The sequence below is a fragment of the Prosthecobacter sp. GW821-HT29F12 genome (assembly GCF_058803405.1).
In genome coordinates, this window is sequence record NZ_CM179517.1 from 2,887,568 (window position 1) to 2,904,555 (window position 16,988).

Consider the following 16,988-nt stretch of genomic DNA (forward strand, 5'->3'; position numbering starts at 1 on the left):
AACGCCCTCGTCAGTGTCCACTCCCAAATTGCGCCAATGGCTCGGCATCGAGCTCATCGAAGTCAGCATCACTGAAAAAGCCGTCTCCACCCTCGGCGGCGGACTCGCCATTCTGGCGCTGATTGCCATTTCCACTTACGCCCTCCCAACAGAGGGCGCGGCCGCCCTCATCACCTCCATGGGCGCCAGCGCCGTGCTGCTCTTTGGCGTGCCTCACGGCCAGCTTTCCCAGCCATGGCCGGTCATAGCAGGGCATGGTATATCCGCGTTCATTGGCGTCGCCTGTGCGCAGTGCATCCCTCATCCCGCCATCGCCGCAGCCTGCGCCGTGGGCTTCGCCATCGGGGCCATGCAGCAGCTCAAATGCATCCATCCGCCCGGCGGGGCCACCGCCTTCACCGCCGTCATGGGGGGCAGCGCCATCCACCAGCTAGGCTTCAGCTTCGTGCTCTTCCCCGTCCTCACCAATGCCCTCGTCATGGTGCTGCTCGCCGTACTCATCAACTACACCTTCCACTGGCGCCGCTACCCCAACGCCTTCCACCATCCCGCGCAGAAGCCCAGCTCTCCCACAGATGAATCCCTTCCCACTCACGAGGAAATCATCGCCGCCATCCGCGCCCTCGACTCCTTCGTGGACATCAGCGAAGACGATCTCCTCCGGCTGCTCGAACTGCTGAAGTCGCATTCAAACCCCTGAAGGCACAGAACCATCCCTCAACTTCCGGCCTCTGTGTGTTCAGCGTCTTCCTTGGTCAACTTTCAGTCTCATACCACGAGCCATTAAAACCAGGTCTGTGTGCTGGGCCCGGCGGAGAGGTTTTCTCAAACCGTTGCGAGACCAGCGCTCCGGGCGTAGGTCGGTCGTGTTTGGCGTCGAGCGCGTGTCCATCGCCTGCCGCCTCCTGCGCCAAACCGCCCGACTGCGAGGACGTTCCCACGCCGGGCTGTTTGCAAAACGCTCATAGACGGGCGGGCTTCGCCACGACCGTCCTACGCTGTCATACCCATCCCATCTCGCGAAAAGGGCGGCTTGCCTTCAGGACTCGTTTTCAACTGAGCGTAGTATCAATCCGCCTCTGCGTCATCACCGTCACCACCAGAATGAAGAAGCACATCACCACAGAAAACAGCGGAAACTGCAGCGCCGCAGGCAGGCTGTAAACAAGGGCCAGCGCAGGGATCCACACCAGCCAGTTCGTGATGAGCACCGTCGGGCAGGTGCGCGTCCAGAATTCGCGGTTCAGGGTCGGGCGCGTGCGTGCCCAGGAGCCGCCCAGCTCCACCCAGCGCAGGGCGATCACATACGTGGGCACAAACCAGACCGGGCTCATGATGAACTGATCCACCAGCACCTTCTTCACCAGCGTGCCGGCATCATGCGCATCCCCAAACATCCAGGTCTGGAAGTGATAAAACAGATCGATCTCCATGCCCCGATACCCCCAGAACAGCATGAGCAGCAGCAGACGCTTTCCTCCCCCCTCCTTCGGCAGCGTGCCCATGATCCGCTGAATGCCCGTGGGCATGAGTGCCGCGGCAAACATGGTGGAGACACAGGAAAAAGCGAAGGACCAGTGCGTCTTGAACGCGCCCAGCGACTCCCAAAAACCCGCCAGCGCCGGCACCTGATAATAGCTGACCACCAGAGCCACGGCGAACGCATTCAGCACCAGGCATGGCACACGATTCTGCCGAAACACCGCCACGATGGTGGCAAAGATACCAGGAGAGGATGGGGGAGAGGCAGGCATGTGGCGCGTCCCTGTTTCATGTCTGAGGAAGCCGGAGATGGCAAGCTGCTTGATCACACAGCCTGATCAGCGCCCAGCAAAAGAGCAACAGCTTGTGGCCGTCGCTCTTTCGTGAATTCCAAAGGATCAGACCTTACTTGTCCTCGCCGAAGTACTTTTTGCGCAGCTCGTTGCCGACGCCTTGTTCGGTGAGTTTCAAGAGGCCTTGGTTCAGCTTCTCACGCAGTGTGCTGTCCTGCTGCAGCGCGAAGGAGTAGTTCTGACGCTCAAACACAGGGCCGACCATCTGCAGTTTTTCGTCATTCAGTTTGCCGGCTTCGTATTGCAGCACGGGTGCATCGTAAACGACGGCGTCCACATCCTTGCTCTTCAAGGCGGCCACGCATTCGGTGACGGTGGCATAGGGCACCACTTTGGCCCCCTTGGTGGAGAGCCAGGTTTCGGCGGTACTGCCCTTGACGGTGGCCACTTTGCGGCCAGGCAAATCCCCAGGGCCATTGATGTCGCCCTTGAGAGTGTTGACGGTCAGGGTCGTGGTGAAGGAAGCGGTGAGCAAGGAGACCAGCACGATGCTCAGCAGCATCCAAACGATGGCCACGATACGACCACCAAGGCCAACGGGGCCTTTGTTGTCAGCGCCACCGACGAGCAGCGTGCTGATCGTCCACCAGAAGGACTCCAACATGCCCTTCTTGTAATCTTCCGGCCATTGGTCGCCGTTCAACGGATGCTCAAAGCGCCAGACAAGGTGGGAGATGATGAGCATCGTCACCATGAGCAGGGCGAAAGCACCGATGAGCTCGACGTTAAAGAGATTCCCGATGAGGGAGAAGATGCTGTCCGCAAAGCTGCCACTGCCGCCATTGACCAGCACCTGCAGGCCTGACTCATAGAAGGGCTGCGTAAAGTCGATGACTTCTTCGCGCTTGGCCGTGACGCTGATCGCACCCACGCCCACATCCGCCGTTTTGTTCTTCAGCTCCTCGATGATTTCAGCCGCGGTGTTCACCACCTTGACCTCGTAGTCCAGCTTCGTCTCACGTGCCAGCTGGTCCCACAACTCCGCTGCATAGCCCAGACGGCGGCCGTCCTTGTCGAAAGAGAATGGCTCCAGATTGCGGGTGACAACGCGGATCTTTCCTTCCGTTGGTGCAGCAGCGGGAGCCTGCGCGGCGGCTCCCGGGACAAAACTGAAAATGGAAACAGCAGAAAGGAGCAGTAAAAGGGTACGCATGAGAGGAGTGCTGACACTGCCTCACCACCGAGTTGAGTCAATACAATCCCTCGACTTTGCCAGCTTGCGAGGCCGCACAGTCTGCTCATTCATAAGGCATGACCGCCAGTTTCTTCCAGCAGATCACCACCCACGGAGCCGCCGTAAATCTTTCCTCACGCGCCAAGTTCAAGCTCACCGGTGCTGATCGCATTCGCTATCTGAACGGCCAGGTCACCAACGACATGCGCCATGTCAAATCCGATGAAACTCTCTACGCCTGCGTGACGGATGTGAAGGGCCGCATCGCTGCAGATGTATTTGTGCATGCCGAAGGCGATTCCCTGCTGCTGGACGCCGAACCCGATCTTCGCGAGACGCTGGGCATGCGACTGGAGCGCTACATCGTGGCCGATGACGTGGAACTCACCGATGTCACCGAGGAGTGGCAGCTCTGGCATGTCTGGGGTGGCACGGATAGCGTTCATGCCTCAAATGAATTCTCTCATCACTCCCTGCGCTCATCCCGCTTCGGCACACCTGGCCTGGATATCTGGCTCCCTGCCTCCGCCACCCCTCCCACCTTCGATGCCCTCCCCATTTTGACCGACGCCGACCTCGAAACCTGGCGCATCCTGCAAAAAATCCCCCGCTGGCCGCACGAACTGAACACCGAAACGTTTCCGCCGGAAGCAGGCCTCGAAGCTAGGGCCATGAACTTCACCAAAGGCTGCTACATCGGTCAGGAGGTGCTCTCACGCATCAAAACCACCGGCAAAATGCCACGCGAGATGATCGCCTTCGAATCCGACGTGGCAGTGAACGCAGGAGACGAGCTCTGGATTGAAAAGGCCGTCGGCAAAGTCACCAGCGTGACAAAGCATCCCACCACAGGCCAGACCATCGGACTGGCAATGATCCGGCAAGGAACGCCACATCAGGGCCTGCGCGTCGGTGGCAGTTCAGGAGCAATACTCTACCATTTTTAATAATGGCGTGGCTTTTCTCGCTCATAACCTCGCGCGAAAATCAAGCGAATCACCTCTCCCCACCGAAGACAGAACAAAAGCTGTGCACTCGGGCACAAGGGTTACATTTTCTCCCGGGCACATAGGTGACACTTTTTTATGGCTGGGGCGGCTCATCCAAGCGCATGCAGCACCTTGTTTTTGTGAGCCTGCGCGCAGGGTGGCTTTCCGAGCGAGGCCTCAGCCGAGCCGGGAGACGCCCGTAGCGCAGGCTCACAAAACACCGCCCCTCCCATCCTCGGCTTCACGTGGCTTGGCACCAGCCTGTTTTGGCAGATTTTTATGCCCTTTGACCTTCATGGTGCGCTCATCAAAAACGCCCAGTTCAAGATCTTGGAACCACACTGCCCAGCGCCCGTCTCCCACCGGCTCCAGCCCCACATCTTCGCCGCTGAGCACCTGTGTGAGATGCACCTCATGGCCGCTCCACTTGATCGTGCCTCCTGGCTTCACTTTGCGCCGGTGCCACTCCTCAGGGAACTCCCGTGCATCAGGCAGTCGCTGAGGATACTCAAGGCTCGATGGCCTGTAGTGTTCCGCAGGTGTGGTCTGGCCCAGCGCCTCGTGCGGGCGCTCGTGGTTGTACTCGCGGCGGAACTCGTCAAAGCAGCGCTGCTGCGCCTTGAGCGTTCGTGCTGGCGGTGATGCGGTGTGCTGTTCCAGCGTGCGATGAAAGCGCTCGTGCCGTCCGTTTTGCTGCGGCTTGCCCGGCTCGATGCGTTCCAACCTGATGCCCAGCCGCAACCACCACACGCTCAGTGCGCTGAGCCCGCCGAGCGTGCGGCTGGCAAAGGGCGGCCCGTTGTCCGAGCGTATCGCGCACGGCATCCCATGTTCCCGGAACGCGCTGATCATGATGGGCTGCACCAGCGGCCCTCCGGTCTTGCTGCCCAGGCACTGGCAGCGCAGAAGGTAACGGCTGCTGGCATCGGTGAGCGTCAGTGGACTGCACTTGCTGCCATCGCCCGTGCGGAACCATCCCTTGAAGTCCACGCACCACACCTCGTTGGGTGCACGTGCATGCCCCAGCGGCTGGCTGCTGGGCACTGCGCTGGCATGCGCGCGTCGCTTGATCGAATTGGACAGCCCATGCCTGCGCAAGATGTCGCTGACCGTGCTCTCCGCAGGATGCGGCCCCACTTCAGACTCGCGCTGCAGCCGTGCCAGAAGCTTTGGCGCGCCCCAGTGTGGCCAGCGAGCCTTGAGCCGCAGGATATGCTCGACGACCTCCAACTCCGTGGCGTTGGGATGGTGATGCGGTGCGCTGGATCGCTCCTGCAATCCCTCCGCTCCTGCCTGCTCGTAGCGAGCGATCCACTTGTAGACGGACTTACGGCTCACGCCGTATCGCCGGGCCAGCTCCGCTGGCCCATAGCCGCCGCTCAAATACTCGCCGATCATCTTCAACCGTTCCTTCATCTCGTCTGTTTGGTTCCAGGGCATCAGTCACCCTGTCACCCATGTCCCCGGGAGAAAGCGTCACCAACGTGCCCGGAACATACCAAAGCCCAGGACATCCTTTTGGGGAGAGGTCGGGTGAGGGGTAGCCCAAGTTGGCGAAGGATGCCTGTCGCCCCTCACCCCAGCCCTCTCCCCCGAAGAAAAATACTTTTTGATGTCGTGTGTCAGGGGCGGGGAGAGGGAGAACCGCTTTCGCCGTTCTGGATTGGTCGCATGCCTCATTATTAAAAATGCTCCGAGACAGCGCTGATTGAGATCGACTGTTAGGCTCATGGCTCCAGCATGCAGCACGCATAAAAAAGCGCATGGTCCGGAGACCATGCGCTGGGAATTGTTTCAGGAAGAAACTCTCACTATGGGAGGCTACTCTTCGCAGCAGCCGTCGTCGCAATCGGCAGCGCCGTCGCAGTCGTCGTCGTCGCCGTCGTCTTCTTCTTCCTCTTCTTCATCCTCGTCAGCGTCTTCTTCGTCGGACTCGCCGTCGCCGTCGTCGTCGGTGTCTTCTTCGTCGCTGATGCCGTCGTTGTCGTCATCGTCATCTTCTTCGTCGGAGATGCCGTCGCCGTCGTCGTCGTCTTCGCAGTCAGCAGCTTCGTCAGCGAGGGACTGGTCGTCTTCTTCGTCTTCTTCCTGCTCTTCGTCGATCTCTTCTTCGTCTTCGGTGTCTTCTTCCGTAGCGATTTCTTCCTCGTAGCTTTCCACGGACTCCTCATAGGAGGAGACTTCAGTCACGCTGATGGAGGTGCTGATGGAGGTGCTTTCGTAGTAGCTGCCGTAGTTGGAGATGCTCGAGTCGTAGTAGTTCCAGCCATCATAGTAGGTCCAAGCCGATCCACCAAAGATGGAAGTCAGCACATTGACGAAAGGAGTGAGCTTGCCCCATGAGGACTGGTAGTAGTCCGGGTAGTAGGACCGGGAGATGTTGCCATAAGCGCCCATCGAGTTTCTCAGGCGGCTGGTCTGGTACTGATACTTCGCATAGGTGCCACGGTCGGTGCCCTGAATGCCCAGAATCTTCGTGGCAAGGTTGATCAAGTCCGCAATCATGCGGGACTGATAGGACTTGGGTTTCGCGGATGAGGCAGCCTGCTTCAGGTTGCCGATCAGCTCTTCCATCTTCGGGCCCGCAGCCTGAATTTCAGCGAGTTCAGCGTCCGTGAGCTTGCCCTTTTTGCCGCCTTTTTTCAGAATGGCAACGGAAGGACCGAAATGGCTGAGGTACATTTCATAAGCGGCATCGAGGGATTTCACACCGCGGCCCACCTGGGACTTCGGATGTGCACCGCGGATGATGGCCCAGGTGGTGGAAAGCTGTGTCACGCCCTCACCTGTGGTGTCCAGGCCTTTGAGCATCTCAGGGCTCTTGTCTGCAATGCCTTTTTCAAGCTGATCGAGCCCCTTCGCGGTGGACTTCAGGGCAGCGTAAAATGGCACTGCCTGCTTGGACTTCGGATTGATGTCCTTGGAATTCTTGGCGATGAAGGCGACGGAGGCCTTCATGTCTTTTACCAGAGAGGCGGCCGTGGGCGGAGCACCTTTCTTGTTTTGGGCAGGCTTGCCCTTGGCTTTGGCCTCCTGGCCCTGAAGTGGCAGACCAGAAACGCCCAGCAGGCTGAGACTGGCGATAAACGCGATGGATTTAAATAGTGGGAGTCGGGATGTCATAGGCGAAGCATAACACTATGCTAGCCAAGTCTTTATGACACCGTTTTTTGCGTTTTTTGAAAGAATCCCGTGCTTAGAAACGCACATTTAGCGAATGCGTGGCGGCAAGCACCACTTAATCACTTAAGCCGATTCTCCCGCACATGCTTCAGAGCCGCCGCCTGCATGAACTTGCTGGCCGCTGGTGTGTTGGTATGCCCTGCGAGAATGTCATTGTGAATTTCCTTGGGAACCGTCAGGGCGTTGTAGGCCGCATACACGCTGGTCGGCGGGCAGGTCGTGTCGATAAAGCCCACGGTCACCACCGCGCCCTGGCACTTCGCACGGATGGCAAAGTTGACGTTGTCAAAATAACGCGACGCCTGCAGCGCGGCGGCGTTTGGTTTGCCCTCCGCATCTTTGGGCACGATTTTGGGCCAGCCGCTGATGCGGTTGGCCTGGCTGCCGGTGTGGTCACAACCCGCCGGCACCCCTGCACAAATGAATGAGACCCGTTGATCCAGCCCCGCTGCCGCAAACGCCTGGAAGCCCCCCTGGCTGGACCCATACACAATCAGCGTCTTCCCATCCCACTCCGGCTGTGCCGTGAGGAAGTCGATCGCACGAATCAGGCGCAGGAACATGCCTTTGAAGTAGATCTTCTCGCGATCCTGCGGGTTCGCGTTCGGATAGCCCTTCAGTTCACCCGCCACCAGCGCCTCGTAAAACTCCTTCGGCTTCCCGTTGGGCAGACCGTGTGCATTAATGTCCATCGAGAGCATCCCTCCTTCGTTCAGTGCCCAGGAGACGCTGCCAAGAGTCGAGCTGCGCACGCCAGCCCCGTGCACATGCAGGATCGCCGGAAGAGACTTTGCCTTGGCCTGCAGTGGCTTGCCAAAATAACCGCTCACCGGCTTCCCCAGGCAGTCGATCTGCACATCAAAGGCCTCCACGCCCTTCGGCACACCGGTTGTCACGGGTGTAAGCGTCGCCTTTGCCGGCACCTGCGCCAGCGCCGCCTTCTGGGCATCCCAGAACGCATCAAAATCCTCAGGCACCGGCATGCTGGGCTTGAGCAGCAGCGGATCATAGCCCGCAGCCGCCATGGTCGAGACCTTGTCGCTCGTGACACGCAGTTGCAGGAAGCCGGGCTCGTCCAGCTTGCCGATGACCGTCGCCTTGCCGTCCTTCACATTCAGCGTCTGCGGCGGCTGGTGCTGCACCCCATCCTTGGAAAGCACGCAAACCACCTTGCCATCCGCCAGCGGCTTGCCGTCACGCAGAGCCTCGATCGTGAAGGTGGCTGTCTCGCCAACCTTGTACAAGGCGTCGGGATGATCTGTGCTGGCCTTAAGCGTCAGTGCCGGAGCGGGTGTCTGCGCCTGCAGACTGAAGGAAATGAGAAGCCACAATGCGGAGAACAGTTTCAATTTCATGCTTTTAAAGTTCGAACAGGGCCGGGCCCGAATCAATCTTCATTCATCGGCATGACATCGGCTCTTGATCGTTACTCACTGTTCTCCATGCTGCCACACCCCCATGATTAGAAAACGCGGATGCCTCAAGCTGCTTCTGCTGCTCGCCCTTGCCGGCGCGCTGCTGTCCTGGCTTGCCGGCGAGGTCTTTTTCAATCTGAACAGCAATCTAGTCGCCGTCAGCGTGCGTGAATCCAAAGCGCCGCTCCAAATTCTCACCAAGCGCGGCGAATGGAAACCCGCCGTCGCTCTGACCGCCGGAGATCTCGACGCCGCTCTCATCGAGCGCCATCGCGAGACCGGCATGCGCTGGGCCACGCTCAAGGTCCGGCGCGCAGGCGGCACCCTGGCCAGCATCGCCCAGCGTGTTTTCGGCGCGGAGGTCCAGGTCGTCACCCTCTCCGCCGATCGCTTCGATTTCATGACCACCTTCCAGCCCAAGTTTGCCCTCACCACCGCCCGTGAGCGCATGGAGGATGGCAATCTCTGGTTCGCCATCACCGCCAATTTCCGCGACCCCAAGGGCCGCCCCATGGGCTGGGTCTACCATGAAGGCCGTCAGGTCAATCCTCCCTTCGGCGACTGGAGCGGCTGCTTCTTCGTCAAAGACGGCCGCCCCTGGTGCGGGCCCAAGTCGCTCCTCAATGAAGTCCCCGGTCTCATCCAGGAAGGCTGCCAGGTCTATCCCTCCGTGATGAAGAACCACACCACCTTCGCCTATGTGGACCTCAAGCCCGACGAGTTTTTTGATGGCTCCAAAATCAGCTACCGCTCCCTCGTCGGCATGCGCAGTGACGGCACCATCGTCTTCGTCCTCTCTGGCGACGGCGGCGTCATGAACGTCAGAGAAGTCACTGAGATCGCCCGCAAGCTCAATGTCCAGCACGCCACCCTCCTCGACGGCGGCCGTGCCCTTCAATACTCCATCCGCACCGACGACGGCCCCTGGCACTTCCACGCCTTCAACACCGAACTCCCCTTCCAGCACAAGTGGCTCGAACGCCAGCGCTCCCCCGTTTACATCGGTGTGCGGCGCAAGGCTCCGGTAATTATTGAGGGTGCTTCTAGTCTGCTTTCTCCGCCTTGAGCTTCCTCACCCAGTCCGGGTGCTGCTTCTTGTAGGCCTGAAACGCAGCATGCTCTGCCGTTGAAATCTTCCCATCCTTGTCCGTGTCAATGAACGGAAACAGCCATTCCCACCCTGGTTTGGCCTCGCTCCAAGCCTCCTTCGAGTCCCACTCTCCCGCCTCTATAGTGCCCGGTTCATGCCGCAGCGTCGGGCCTGTCCAAGCCAGAATCTGCCCCCGCTCAAGGAGACGACTGCGCAGCTTCTTGGCATCAATTTGCTGCACCGGCACCCCGGCATGAATCGCCTGCGCGGCAGCGACGCCAGCCGACTCACCCAGCACACAAAACACCGGCTCCATGCGCGCAGACGCATACGCGATGTAACTGGCTGAGAAGCAGACGGGCACGAGCAGATTGCTGCAGTCCTCCGCCTTCGGCGTGATCGCCCGATACGGAATGGGATAAGGATGCCCCGTGCCCTGCGAGCCGCCGACGAACATGTTGCCTTCCGTTGCCACGCCCATCTTCCCGGTGTCAGGATCTGCCACGGCGTAGCGACGCACCGGATAGATGTCCACACCGTAGAGCGCCAGCCCAATGCTGTCCTCTACCTGCGTTTTGTTCCACACATCCGCCAGCGTCAGCACATAAGGCCCCTGCATGCGTCGCGAGATTCTGACATAGAGCTGATTGGGCCAGCCCTCGGTGTCAGCATGCATCGTTTTATCCAAGCCGAGCGCCGCAGTCTCGGCGCGAAACTTCTCCGGCACCCGTGAGTCCGTGCTCAGGAAGTGATGCAGACCGCTGAGGTAGTCCTTGTGCTGCCGCCAGATGCGCGACTTTGCTTCCCAATTCCCATCTTGGTAGTAACGGCTCACTCCCAGCGGAGAGATGGTGACCAAGGAATCACGCTTGTAGTTATACTCGCCGCTGTTGAGCCAGCCGGGAAAGATGTCCCTCAGTTTTTTAAGCAGCTTTCCTTCGTCCTCAATGCTGCGCACCAGGTACTCCACATAGCGCCCGACCACTTCAAAATCCTTCGCGTCATAACCCGCCGGTTTTTCAAACGCGATGCGCTTCGCCGCATCACGGGTCACGTAGAAGCGGTAGTTGTAGGCCTGCGTGTAATCATCCGCAGCGCCCTTTGGCAATCCATGATCTGCATCCACCAACGGCAGCAGGCCGCTCTTGGCATCACCTTGCACCACGTAGGGATCGATGGGTGTCCAGTTCGTCGTCGGCCCCACACCTGCCAGTTCCTCATTAAAGACCTCCTTGGCTTCGCGCCCCACCGCATACGGCACCGCAGCCGCCGCCATGACATCTCCCTCATAGCTGGCATCAATGAACACCTTCGCTTCGACCACCGCCGCATCAGATTGCGTGGCCTTTGGCGCAGGCACACCATTCTTGTCCGGCTGTGCCAGTTCCAGCACCAGTTTCGTGATCGCTTTTCCGGTCCTTTCCACCTTCTGCACGCGATGCTCAAAGAGCACCGAAATCTTCTCCTCCTCCAACCACGCCGCGAAGGCCTGGCGGATGGCAGGTGGCTGTTTCCCCAGCTTGAAAACACGGCTCGTTGTCAGTCCGCCCACCGCCTGCGGAGCCGCGCAGTCCTGCATCGGCTTGATCCCCGCACCGAGAATGCCCCCGACCCAACGGCTGGGCTCAACGATAAGGACTGAACACCCCTCCTGCCTGGCCGTCACAGCAGCCACGATGCCTGCGGGCGTGGCCCCATAGACGCACACATCCACTTTTTGCGGAGTCACTTCAGCACGCGCGGACTGGACAGTCAGCAGCAGGACCGCGAAGAAAAGCATAGGATGTCTCATTCTGCTACCTGGCCACAGCTTGTGAGTCTGTCATGCAGCAATCCGATGTTCCTCACCCATCTCCTGGTCGATCTCGGCAATGCGTTCAGTCGTGAACCACATGCTCATGGGAATCGGAACTCCGCAGTAGCCGCAGTGGGTCAAACGCCGGTCATAGAGCAGCCGCTGACAGTTTGGACATTGATTGTTCATCGACGGCAGGATCACTGCGATTGCAGGCGGAAAAAGGCGGCGTTGTCAGGCACGGTGAAATTGAACTCCAGATTGCCGGAGCCGTTGATCGTTGTCGTCGCACCTGCGGAGCTCAAGGAGAAGGGCTGGAAGTTGGTGAGATTGGTGCTCTTCAACACGCCAATGGTGAGCTTGAATGCGCCGGTGCCGGCGTTCTTCTGAATCAACGGAGTGCCGACATTGAGCGCCTGCACCTGGGACGGGCTGAAAAGCCCGGCGGCGTTGGACCCATTGTTGAGGATGGCCACCAGTGCAGTCTGTGAGCTCTGCCAGTCAAAGCCCAGCGGGACATACTGGAACTCCGCCCAGTCGGTAAGGCCGTCAGCGTCGGTGTCGGTGGTGGCGGAAAGGCCCAGACCGGAGAGGTTGATGTCATAGGGATTCGTGGAACCGCTGACGTTGCTGGCGATGTGCAGCGCCGCCGTTCGGTTGCTGCTGGTGCTGCCCCCCGGGGTGAAGGTTACCATGAACGTGGTGCTGCCTGATGCGGCAACCGTGGTGCTCATGCTGGTGGTGTTCACGATGAAGTCCGGAGTATTGGCACCATCCTTGGTCACCACCAGGCTGGTCAGGTCGGCTGTGCCGGGATTTTTGATGGTGAAGGTCAGACTGGTGCTGGTGCCAAGTTTCAGACCGCCAAAGGACTTGCTGCCCCCGTCTGCCACAGGGCTGCTCACAGGCTGTTCCAACGAAATAAGCGGCGTCATGCCGCCGACGGAAGGCTGCACGACGAAATTCTGCGTCACCTGGCTGGTATTGACGAAGACGTTTTGAGCCGACGGCGCCTGGAAGCCCTGGCCGGCGAGATCCGTGGCGTTGACCGTCACGCTCCAGTTCTCCGAAAACACGGCCAGCGAGTAGTTCCCGCCTGCGTCCGTGACAGCGGAGGAGGGGTAGGTCTGGCCGCTGATGGTGGCCGTGCCCACCACATGAACGCCAGACACCGGCTGGTTGTTGTTGTCCTTGACGGTGCCGACAATGGTCGTGGTGGAGTGATACGCGTGGATGATGACATTGCTCTGGTCCACCCCGTCAGTCACCGCCACCTGGCTGTCCTGCACGATGAGCCCGAGGCCGTCGATGTTGCTGAGCCCGAGATTCCAGGTGCCGCCAAACAGAGGAATGTCGAAATTGCCCGAGCCGTCCACATTGCTGCCGCTGAGAACCCCGTTGAGAGTGGAGTGGCTGGCATAGGCGGTGATGTTGGGAATGGGGGAATTGGTTTCATCCTGCACCTGCCCGGTGACATGGGCGGTCACATTGTAAACCTGGTAGGTGATGCCAGTGATGTTCACGCTGTCTTGTACATCGAACTGAGGCGTAGTGGAAATATATAAAGGTGGACCGTTCGTGATCAAAACCTGCAATTGCCAGGCCTTGGTGGTCGAACCGCCGCCGCCATACACACCCAGATCGAAATTGCCACTGGCATCCGTGGTGGCGAAGGCATTAATCTCGTTGCCGCTGCTGGCGTTGGGATCACGCGCAATGATCTGGAGATTGGGCACCAGTGCATTGGAGCTGTCCCTGACCTGCCCGGTCAGATGGGCGGTCACCGGCACGGCCACCAGATTTTGCAGCACGGCGCTGCCATCAGTGTTGACGACCGGAGTCTGCGACTGGACCAGATAACCCGCAGGTGAGGAGGTCAGATGCCAGCTTCCTGTCGTCACCCCCATGGAGAAATTGCCATTGGCATCTGTAAGCGCATGGCTTGTCCCGCCGGAACCACCAAACTGCATGCCATCAATCCCGGCAAAAGGAACAGCCGCGCTGACGGGGGTTTTCAGGCTGCCGTAAACGAGCGCCGTGACTGGGGAAAGGTTGATGTTGAAGCCGGTCACCGTGGTGGTGCTGCCCTCGGTGCTGTCCAATGGAAAGAACCCGTGCTGTGCTACGGGCCACTCGCCAAACCCCAGATTGCAGGCTGTCGCCGGAGCATCAATCTGATAATTGCCATTGGTGTCGGTGAATGTCAGTGAGGCAAATCCGGTGTCGGTGACGCCATGCATGAAAAGCGCAGGAATCCCATTGGCCGTGTTGCTCGCGTCCCGCACCGTCCCCGAGATCGTCCGAGAGGAGGTAATCAGGGGCAGATTCTGGCTGGCGAACGCCCCTGCAGACACCACCACTTGCGAAAGAGCTCCGGCGTTGAAGACATAGCCCTGCTTGGTCGCCAGCGGCAGGTAACTGCCTGGAGGCAGTTTCATGCTGTAGTTGCCTGCTGCGTCGCAACGGGTCACGCCTGCAAAGTCCCCCTGAAATCCACCGGCCAGAAAAGCCACAAACGCGTGTGGCTGGCTGGCCGTTCCCGATATGCCGCTGCCGCCATAGTCTTTTTGGTTCACTGTCAGGTTGGCGGCAAAGGGTGTGAACCCTCCGCCAACCGGAGAAACTTGAAAGATATGCACTCCATCAATCAGACCCGTGTCAATCGTACCGCGGAACACCACGCGGGCCAGAGCCTGACCGTTGGCGGCTCCGTCCTCATCTCCCGGCACATTACGGTTGCGCTGTCCACCAATGGTGGTCACTGCACCATCGGTCACTTTAAACTGGCGGACCAGCGTATCTCCGCTGGTGACGGTGCCGCTGTTGTCCTTGTCGATGTATTCCTGCACCAGCACCGTCTGCCCTGCGCTGTCCAAGCCAGTGATGGTGAGATCACAGGGCCCCACATAGCTGTTGTCAATGGTGGTGGGAGAAACCGTCAGCGCACCGAACAGTTGTGAGTGAGATAGCAGGCAGGCAGCCAAAGAAAAAACGACGAATTTTGGGATCGTCCTTGAAACACACCAATAAGTTCGTTTCATAATAAGTGCTCTGTTGACGCACAAAGGGTGGCTCATTCTGCACCTTGTCCACTGATTTGCAATAACTGAGAATGAGCACATCAATAGGCTGAACACCTACCAACCGTAAACCTCAGAGAATAGAGCAAGGCTTCCTCACCTGTCGGTTCACCCGCCAAACGCGCTGGACGGCACTCCCTGTGCACCGGGTCGGCAGACGAAGAGACGACCAGCGAGGGGCTCGACGAAGCCGGGCTTCTTGCCGGTGGTGATGTAGAGATCGCGCAAATCAGGGCCACCAAAGGCACAGGCGGTCGTTTCGACGCAAGGGAAGTCGATCTGCATCTCCTCCTTCTGGGTGGCGGGATTGAAGCAGACCACCTTGGCACCGTGGCAGAAGGCGATCCAGAGACGGTCTTCGCTGTCGATGGTCATGCCATCGGGTGAGGAGGGATCGGCGCTGGTGTCCCAGACGACGCGCTCGTTGGTGATGGCGCTGGTGGCGTTGTCGTAGTCGAAGGCGCGCACTTTTTTGCTGGGCGTGTCGATGTAGTACATCGTGTTTGCAGCACGGTTCCAAATGATGCCGTTGGAATTGGTGACCGGGCCGAATTTCTTTTCGACGCGCAGATCGGTATGCAGGCAGTAAAGCGATGCATCAGGGCGCTTCTGGAGGCAAATGGTGCCAGCCCAGAGGCGGCCGGCGGGGTCGCACTTGCCGTCGTTGAAGCGGTTGTCAGGGAGGTTGGGCTCGGGATCGGCGATGGGGGTGCTGATGCCGGTGGCTTCATCGAGGAAGAAGAAGCCGTTGTCCCCTGCCCAGACGAGTCCGCCGCTAGCGCGTGGAACGACGGTGCCGACGCGCTGGCCGACGTCCCAGATCTTTTCTTCACCTGTCGATGGGGTGAGGGCAATTATCTTATAAGTTTCAATATCAACGTACAACAGGCGGTCGCCGTGCCAGATCGGGCCTTCGCCCCATTCGGAAACGTGGTTGGAGATGAGTTCGGGAGTCATGGTGTGGGGCGCTTGGGAAGGGTGATGAAAGCTTCGGCGAGGTAATGGGGGATGAGAGGCTGGGCGATGAGGGCGGCGAGTTCGTCGGCGGGCAAGGATTGGACGATTTTGGCGAGCTTGGCGGCGTCTGGCTTGGCGGAACGGAGGGACAGGCCGAGCGGACACTTTGCGTCGAACGTGTACACTATTTCGCAATCGGCGGTTTTTTCTCGGGCGATTTCGGCGGAGACGATTTCGAGATCGGGCAGCAGGCGGCCGTTTTCGACGCGGGCGAGGTAGAAGCTCTGGCGGCGGGCATCGCCGATGATGTTGTAACTGGCGGGAGCATCCAGGTCCGGCGCGGTGAGGGAGGACCAGCCGACGCACCAGACATTGCGGGATAGGGCAATGCCCTGAGCGGCGGCGATGGCGATGCGGACGCCGGTGTAGGAACCGGGGCCGTTGCCGATCACGATGCCGGTGAGTTGATCGCCAGCAGCAGCGAGGGCTTCGCGGAGCGGGGCGAAGACCTGGGCGTTGTGGGAACGTTCGGACTGGAAGGTGGAGCGAAAGAGCACGTCATCGCCCCGCACGACGGCGATGCTGCCGTGGGCGGTGGAGAGGTCGAGGGCTAGGAGTGTGGTGGGCATCAAAGGTCCGATTTGGACAGGATTAACAGGATGGCAGAATTCACAGGATTTTCTCAAAGGGATTCACTCACATTCATTCAATGCCGAGATTTCAAATCACGACGACCAAATCCTGTCAGAATCAGCCTCATGTTCACAAGGCACGCTCAGTCACGATGCGTGAGCTATCTGGCTGGGGTTCGATTTGGAACCAGCGGGTGTGGGGTGGGAGGAGGTCGGGGAACATGTCGGCCCATTCGACGATGATGACGCCGGGCTCGGTGAGGAACTCGTCCCAGCCGATGCCGATGACTTCGGCGGCGGAGTCCATGCGGTAGAAGTCGAAATGGAAAATGGGCAGGCGGCCGTCGAGGTACTCGTGAACGAGGGTGAAGGTGGGGCTGGTGACGGCGGCGTGGGAGTTCATGCCGGCGACGATGCCGCGGGTGATCTGTGTTTTGCCTGCGCCGAGGGTGCCGCAGAGAGCGATGACATCGCCTGCAACGAGTGTCGGCGCGAGCTGGGTGCCCCAGGCGAGGGCGTCGTCGGCGGTGTGTAGGGTGGTCATAATTTCAACCATTCATGAACAATGATTGGCCAGTTAAACGAGATCAATCCATAAGCATAAACTATGGGCAGGAGGGCCAGCAATAATCCACATGCTTTCGCAGCCATAGGACCACGGCGGAATGCTGCGATGACTGGCAATAGGCTTAAACCAAGCAATAGGGCAACAAGAAGGTTTTGTTGGAGGGAGTAGTAATCTCTGACACCAAAAGACGCAGCCCCCATTACCAAAACGAAGACTTGAAGAATCAAACTGACCGATAGCTGCGATGCATGATTCTCTTGCTTCATTGCA

The 16,988-nt window shown here is 59.4% G+C and carries 15 protein-coding genes; 3 read left to right on the top strand and 12 right to left on the bottom strand.

Annotated features, from left to right (window positions below; genetic code table 11):
* Window positions 1–13: 13 nt before the first annotated feature.
* Complete coding sequence (locus AC3RLQ_RS11935; RefSeq protein ID WP_493037325.1) at window positions 14–700, top strand: HPP family protein; 687 nt, start codon at window positions 14–16, stop codon at window positions 698–700.
* 352 nt (window positions 701–1,052) lie between these two features.
* Here AC3RLQ_RS11935 and AC3RLQ_RS11940 read toward each other — a convergent pair whose 3' ends face one another.
* Together AC3RLQ_RS11940 and AC3RLQ_RS11945 are read right to left on the bottom strand one after the other, a co-directional pair.
* A complete protein-coding gene (locus AC3RLQ_RS11940) occupies window positions 1,053–1,754 on the bottom strand; it encodes a hypothetical protein (protein WP_493037327.1) in 702 nt (233 codons plus the stop codon).
* Window positions 1,755–1,887: 133 nt separating this feature from the next.
* Window positions 1,888–2,988 carry a transporter substrate-binding domain-containing protein gene (locus AC3RLQ_RS11945; protein WP_493037328.1) on the bottom strand — a complete coding sequence of 367 codons (1,101 nt, stop codon included), beginning with the start codon at window positions 2,986–2,988 and terminating at the stop codon, window positions 1,888–1,890.
* Window positions 2,989–3,086: 98 nt separating this feature from the next.
* Between AC3RLQ_RS11945 and ygfZ the strand changes: the two genes are divergently transcribed.
* On the top strand, window positions 3,087–3,956 hold the full coding sequence (gene ygfZ / locus AC3RLQ_RS11950; protein ID WP_493037330.1) for a CAF17-like 4Fe-4S cluster assembly/insertion protein YgfZ: 870 nt from the start codon (window positions 3,087–3,089) through the stop codon (window positions 3,954–3,956).
* Window positions 3,957–4,208: 252 nt separating this feature from the next.
* On the opposite strand, the gene AC3RLQ_RS11955 is transcribed toward ygfZ, so the two are convergent.
* From AC3RLQ_RS11955 to AC3RLQ_RS11965, 3 genes are all read right to left on the bottom strand, one after another.
* A complete protein-coding gene (locus AC3RLQ_RS11955; protein WP_493035225.1) occupies window positions 4,209–5,438 on the bottom strand; it encodes an IS481 family transposase in 1,230 nt (409 codons plus the stop codon).
* A 381-nt stretch (window positions 5,439–5,819) separates the two neighbouring features.
* Window positions 5,820–7,121: a hypothetical protein gene (locus tag AC3RLQ_RS11960; RefSeq protein ID WP_493037331.1), complete on the bottom strand. Its 1,302-nt coding sequence runs from the start codon at window positions 7,119–7,121 to the stop codon at window positions 5,820–5,822.
* Window positions 7,122–7,240: 119 nt separating this feature from the next.
* Window positions 7,241–8,536: an acetylxylan esterase gene (locus AC3RLQ_RS11965; protein WP_493037333.1), complete on the bottom strand. Its 1,296-nt coding sequence runs from the start codon at window positions 8,534–8,536 to the stop codon at window positions 7,241–7,243.
* Between the two features lie 103 nt (window positions 8,537–8,639).
* On the opposite strand from AC3RLQ_RS11965, the gene AC3RLQ_RS11970 reads away from it, so the two are divergent.
* Window positions 8,640–9,662, top strand: coding sequence for a phosphodiester glycosidase family protein (locus tag AC3RLQ_RS11970; protein WP_493037335.1), 1,023 nt, complete (start codon window positions 8,640–8,642; stop codon window positions 9,660–9,662).
* Here the strand turns inward: AC3RLQ_RS11970 and AC3RLQ_RS11975 are convergent.
* The 7 genes from AC3RLQ_RS11975 to AC3RLQ_RS12005 form a co-directional block, all read right to left on the bottom strand.
* On the bottom strand, window positions 9,640–11,466 hold the full coding sequence (locus AC3RLQ_RS11975) for an FAD-dependent oxidoreductase (protein ID WP_493037337.1): 1,827 nt from the start codon (window positions 11,464–11,466) through the stop codon (window positions 9,640–9,642). The two genes, AC3RLQ_RS11970 and AC3RLQ_RS11975, sit on opposite strands and share 23 nt — an antisense overlap.
* Window positions 11,467–11,508: 42 nt before the next feature.
* Window positions 11,509–11,670, bottom strand: a complete 162-nt coding sequence (locus AC3RLQ_RS11980) for a hypothetical protein (RefSeq protein ID WP_493037339.1) — start codon at window positions 11,668–11,670, stop codon at window positions 11,509–11,511.
* An 11-nt stretch (window positions 11,671–11,681) separates the two neighbouring features.
* On the bottom strand, window positions 11,682–14,522 hold the full coding sequence (locus tag AC3RLQ_RS11985; protein ID WP_493037341.1) for a beta strand repeat-containing protein: 2,841 nt from the start codon (window positions 14,520–14,522) through the stop codon (window positions 11,682–11,684).
* Window positions 14,523–14,669: 147 nt separating this feature from the next.
* Complete coding sequence (locus AC3RLQ_RS11990; protein WP_493037343.1) at window positions 14,670–15,518, bottom strand: SMP-30/gluconolactonase/LRE family protein; 849 nt, start codon at window positions 15,516–15,518, stop codon at window positions 14,670–14,672.
* Entirely contained in the window at window positions 15,515–16,147 is a 633-nt protein-coding gene (gene tsaB / locus AC3RLQ_RS11995) for a tRNA (adenosine(37)-N6)-threonylcarbamoyltransferase complex dimerization subunit type 1 TsaB (RefSeq protein ID WP_493037345.1), read from the bottom strand. The genes AC3RLQ_RS11990 and tsaB overlap by 4 nt, the downstream gene beginning before the upstream one ends.
* A gap of 133 nt (window positions 16,148–16,280) precedes the next feature.
* A complete protein-coding gene (gene tsaE, locus AC3RLQ_RS12000) occupies window positions 16,281–16,694 on the bottom strand; it encodes a tRNA (adenosine(37)-N6)-threonylcarbamoyltransferase complex ATPase subunit type 1 TsaE (RefSeq protein WP_493037347.1) in 414 nt (137 codons plus the stop codon).
* Window positions 16,691–16,984 (bottom strand): hypothetical protein, encoded by a 294-nt coding sequence (locus AC3RLQ_RS12005; protein WP_493037349.1) that lies wholly within the window; start codon window positions 16,982–16,984, stop codon window positions 16,691–16,693. Before AC3RLQ_RS12005 ends, tsaE begins: the two co-directional genes overlap by 4 nt.
* Window positions 16,985–16,988 lie beyond the last annotated feature (4 nt).

What these genes read in the sequence shown, in the direction of transcription:
- AC3RLQ_RS11940 (WP_493037327.1), bottom strand. Translation starts at nt 1,754, where the DNA reads ATGCCTGCCTCTCCCCCATCCTCTCCTGGTATCTTTGCCACCATCGTG.
- AC3RLQ_RS11945 (WP_493037328.1), bottom strand. Translation starts at nt 2,988, where the DNA reads ATGCGTACCCTTTTACTGCTCCTTTCTGCTGTTTCCATTTTCAGTTTT.
- ygfZ (WP_493037330.1), top strand. Translation starts at nt 3,087, where the DNA reads ATGACCGCCAGTTTCTTCCAGCAGATCACCACCCACGGAGCCGCCGTA.
- AC3RLQ_RS11955 (WP_493035225.1), bottom strand. Translation starts at nt 5,438, where the DNA reads ATGCCCTGGAACCAAACAGACGAGATGAAGGAACGGTTGAAGATGATC.
- AC3RLQ_RS11960 (WP_493037331.1), bottom strand. Translation starts at nt 7,121, where the DNA reads ATGACATCCCGACTCCCACTATTTAAATCCATCGCGTTTATCGCCAGT.
- AC3RLQ_RS11965 (WP_493037333.1), bottom strand. Translation starts at nt 8,536, where the DNA reads ATGAAATTGAAACTGTTCTCCGCATTGTGGCTTCTCATTTCCTTCAGT.
- AC3RLQ_RS11970 (WP_493037335.1), top strand. Translation starts at nt 8,640, where the DNA reads ATGATTAGAAAACGCGGATGCCTCAAGCTGCTTCTGCTGCTCGCCCTT.
- AC3RLQ_RS11975 (WP_493037337.1), bottom strand. Translation starts at nt 11,466, where the DNA reads ATGCTTTTCTTCGCGGTCCTGCTGCTGACTGTCCAGTCCGCGCGTGCT.
- AC3RLQ_RS11980 (WP_493037339.1), bottom strand. Translation starts at nt 11,670, where the DNA reads ATGAACAATCAATGTCCAAACTGTCAGCGGCTGCTCTATGACCGGCGT.
- AC3RLQ_RS11985 (WP_493037341.1), bottom strand. Translation starts at nt 14,522, where the DNA reads ATGAAACGAACTTATTGGTGTGTTTCAAGGACGATCCCAAAATTCGTC.
- AC3RLQ_RS11990 (WP_493037343.1), bottom strand. Translation starts at nt 15,518, where the DNA reads ATGACTCCCGAACTCATCTCCAACCACGTTTCCGAATGGGGCGAAGGC.
- tsaB (WP_493037345.1), bottom strand. Translation starts at nt 16,147, where the DNA reads ATGCCCACCACACTCCTAGCCCTCGACCTCTCCACCGCCCACGGCAGC.
- tsaE (WP_493037347.1), bottom strand. Translation starts at nt 16,694, where the DNA reads ATGACCACCCTACACACCGCCGACGACGCCCTCGCCTGGGGCACCCAG.
- AC3RLQ_RS12005 (WP_493037349.1), bottom strand. Translation starts at nt 16,984, where the DNA reads ATGAAGCAAGAGAATCATGCATCGCAGCTATCGGTCAGTTTGATTCTT.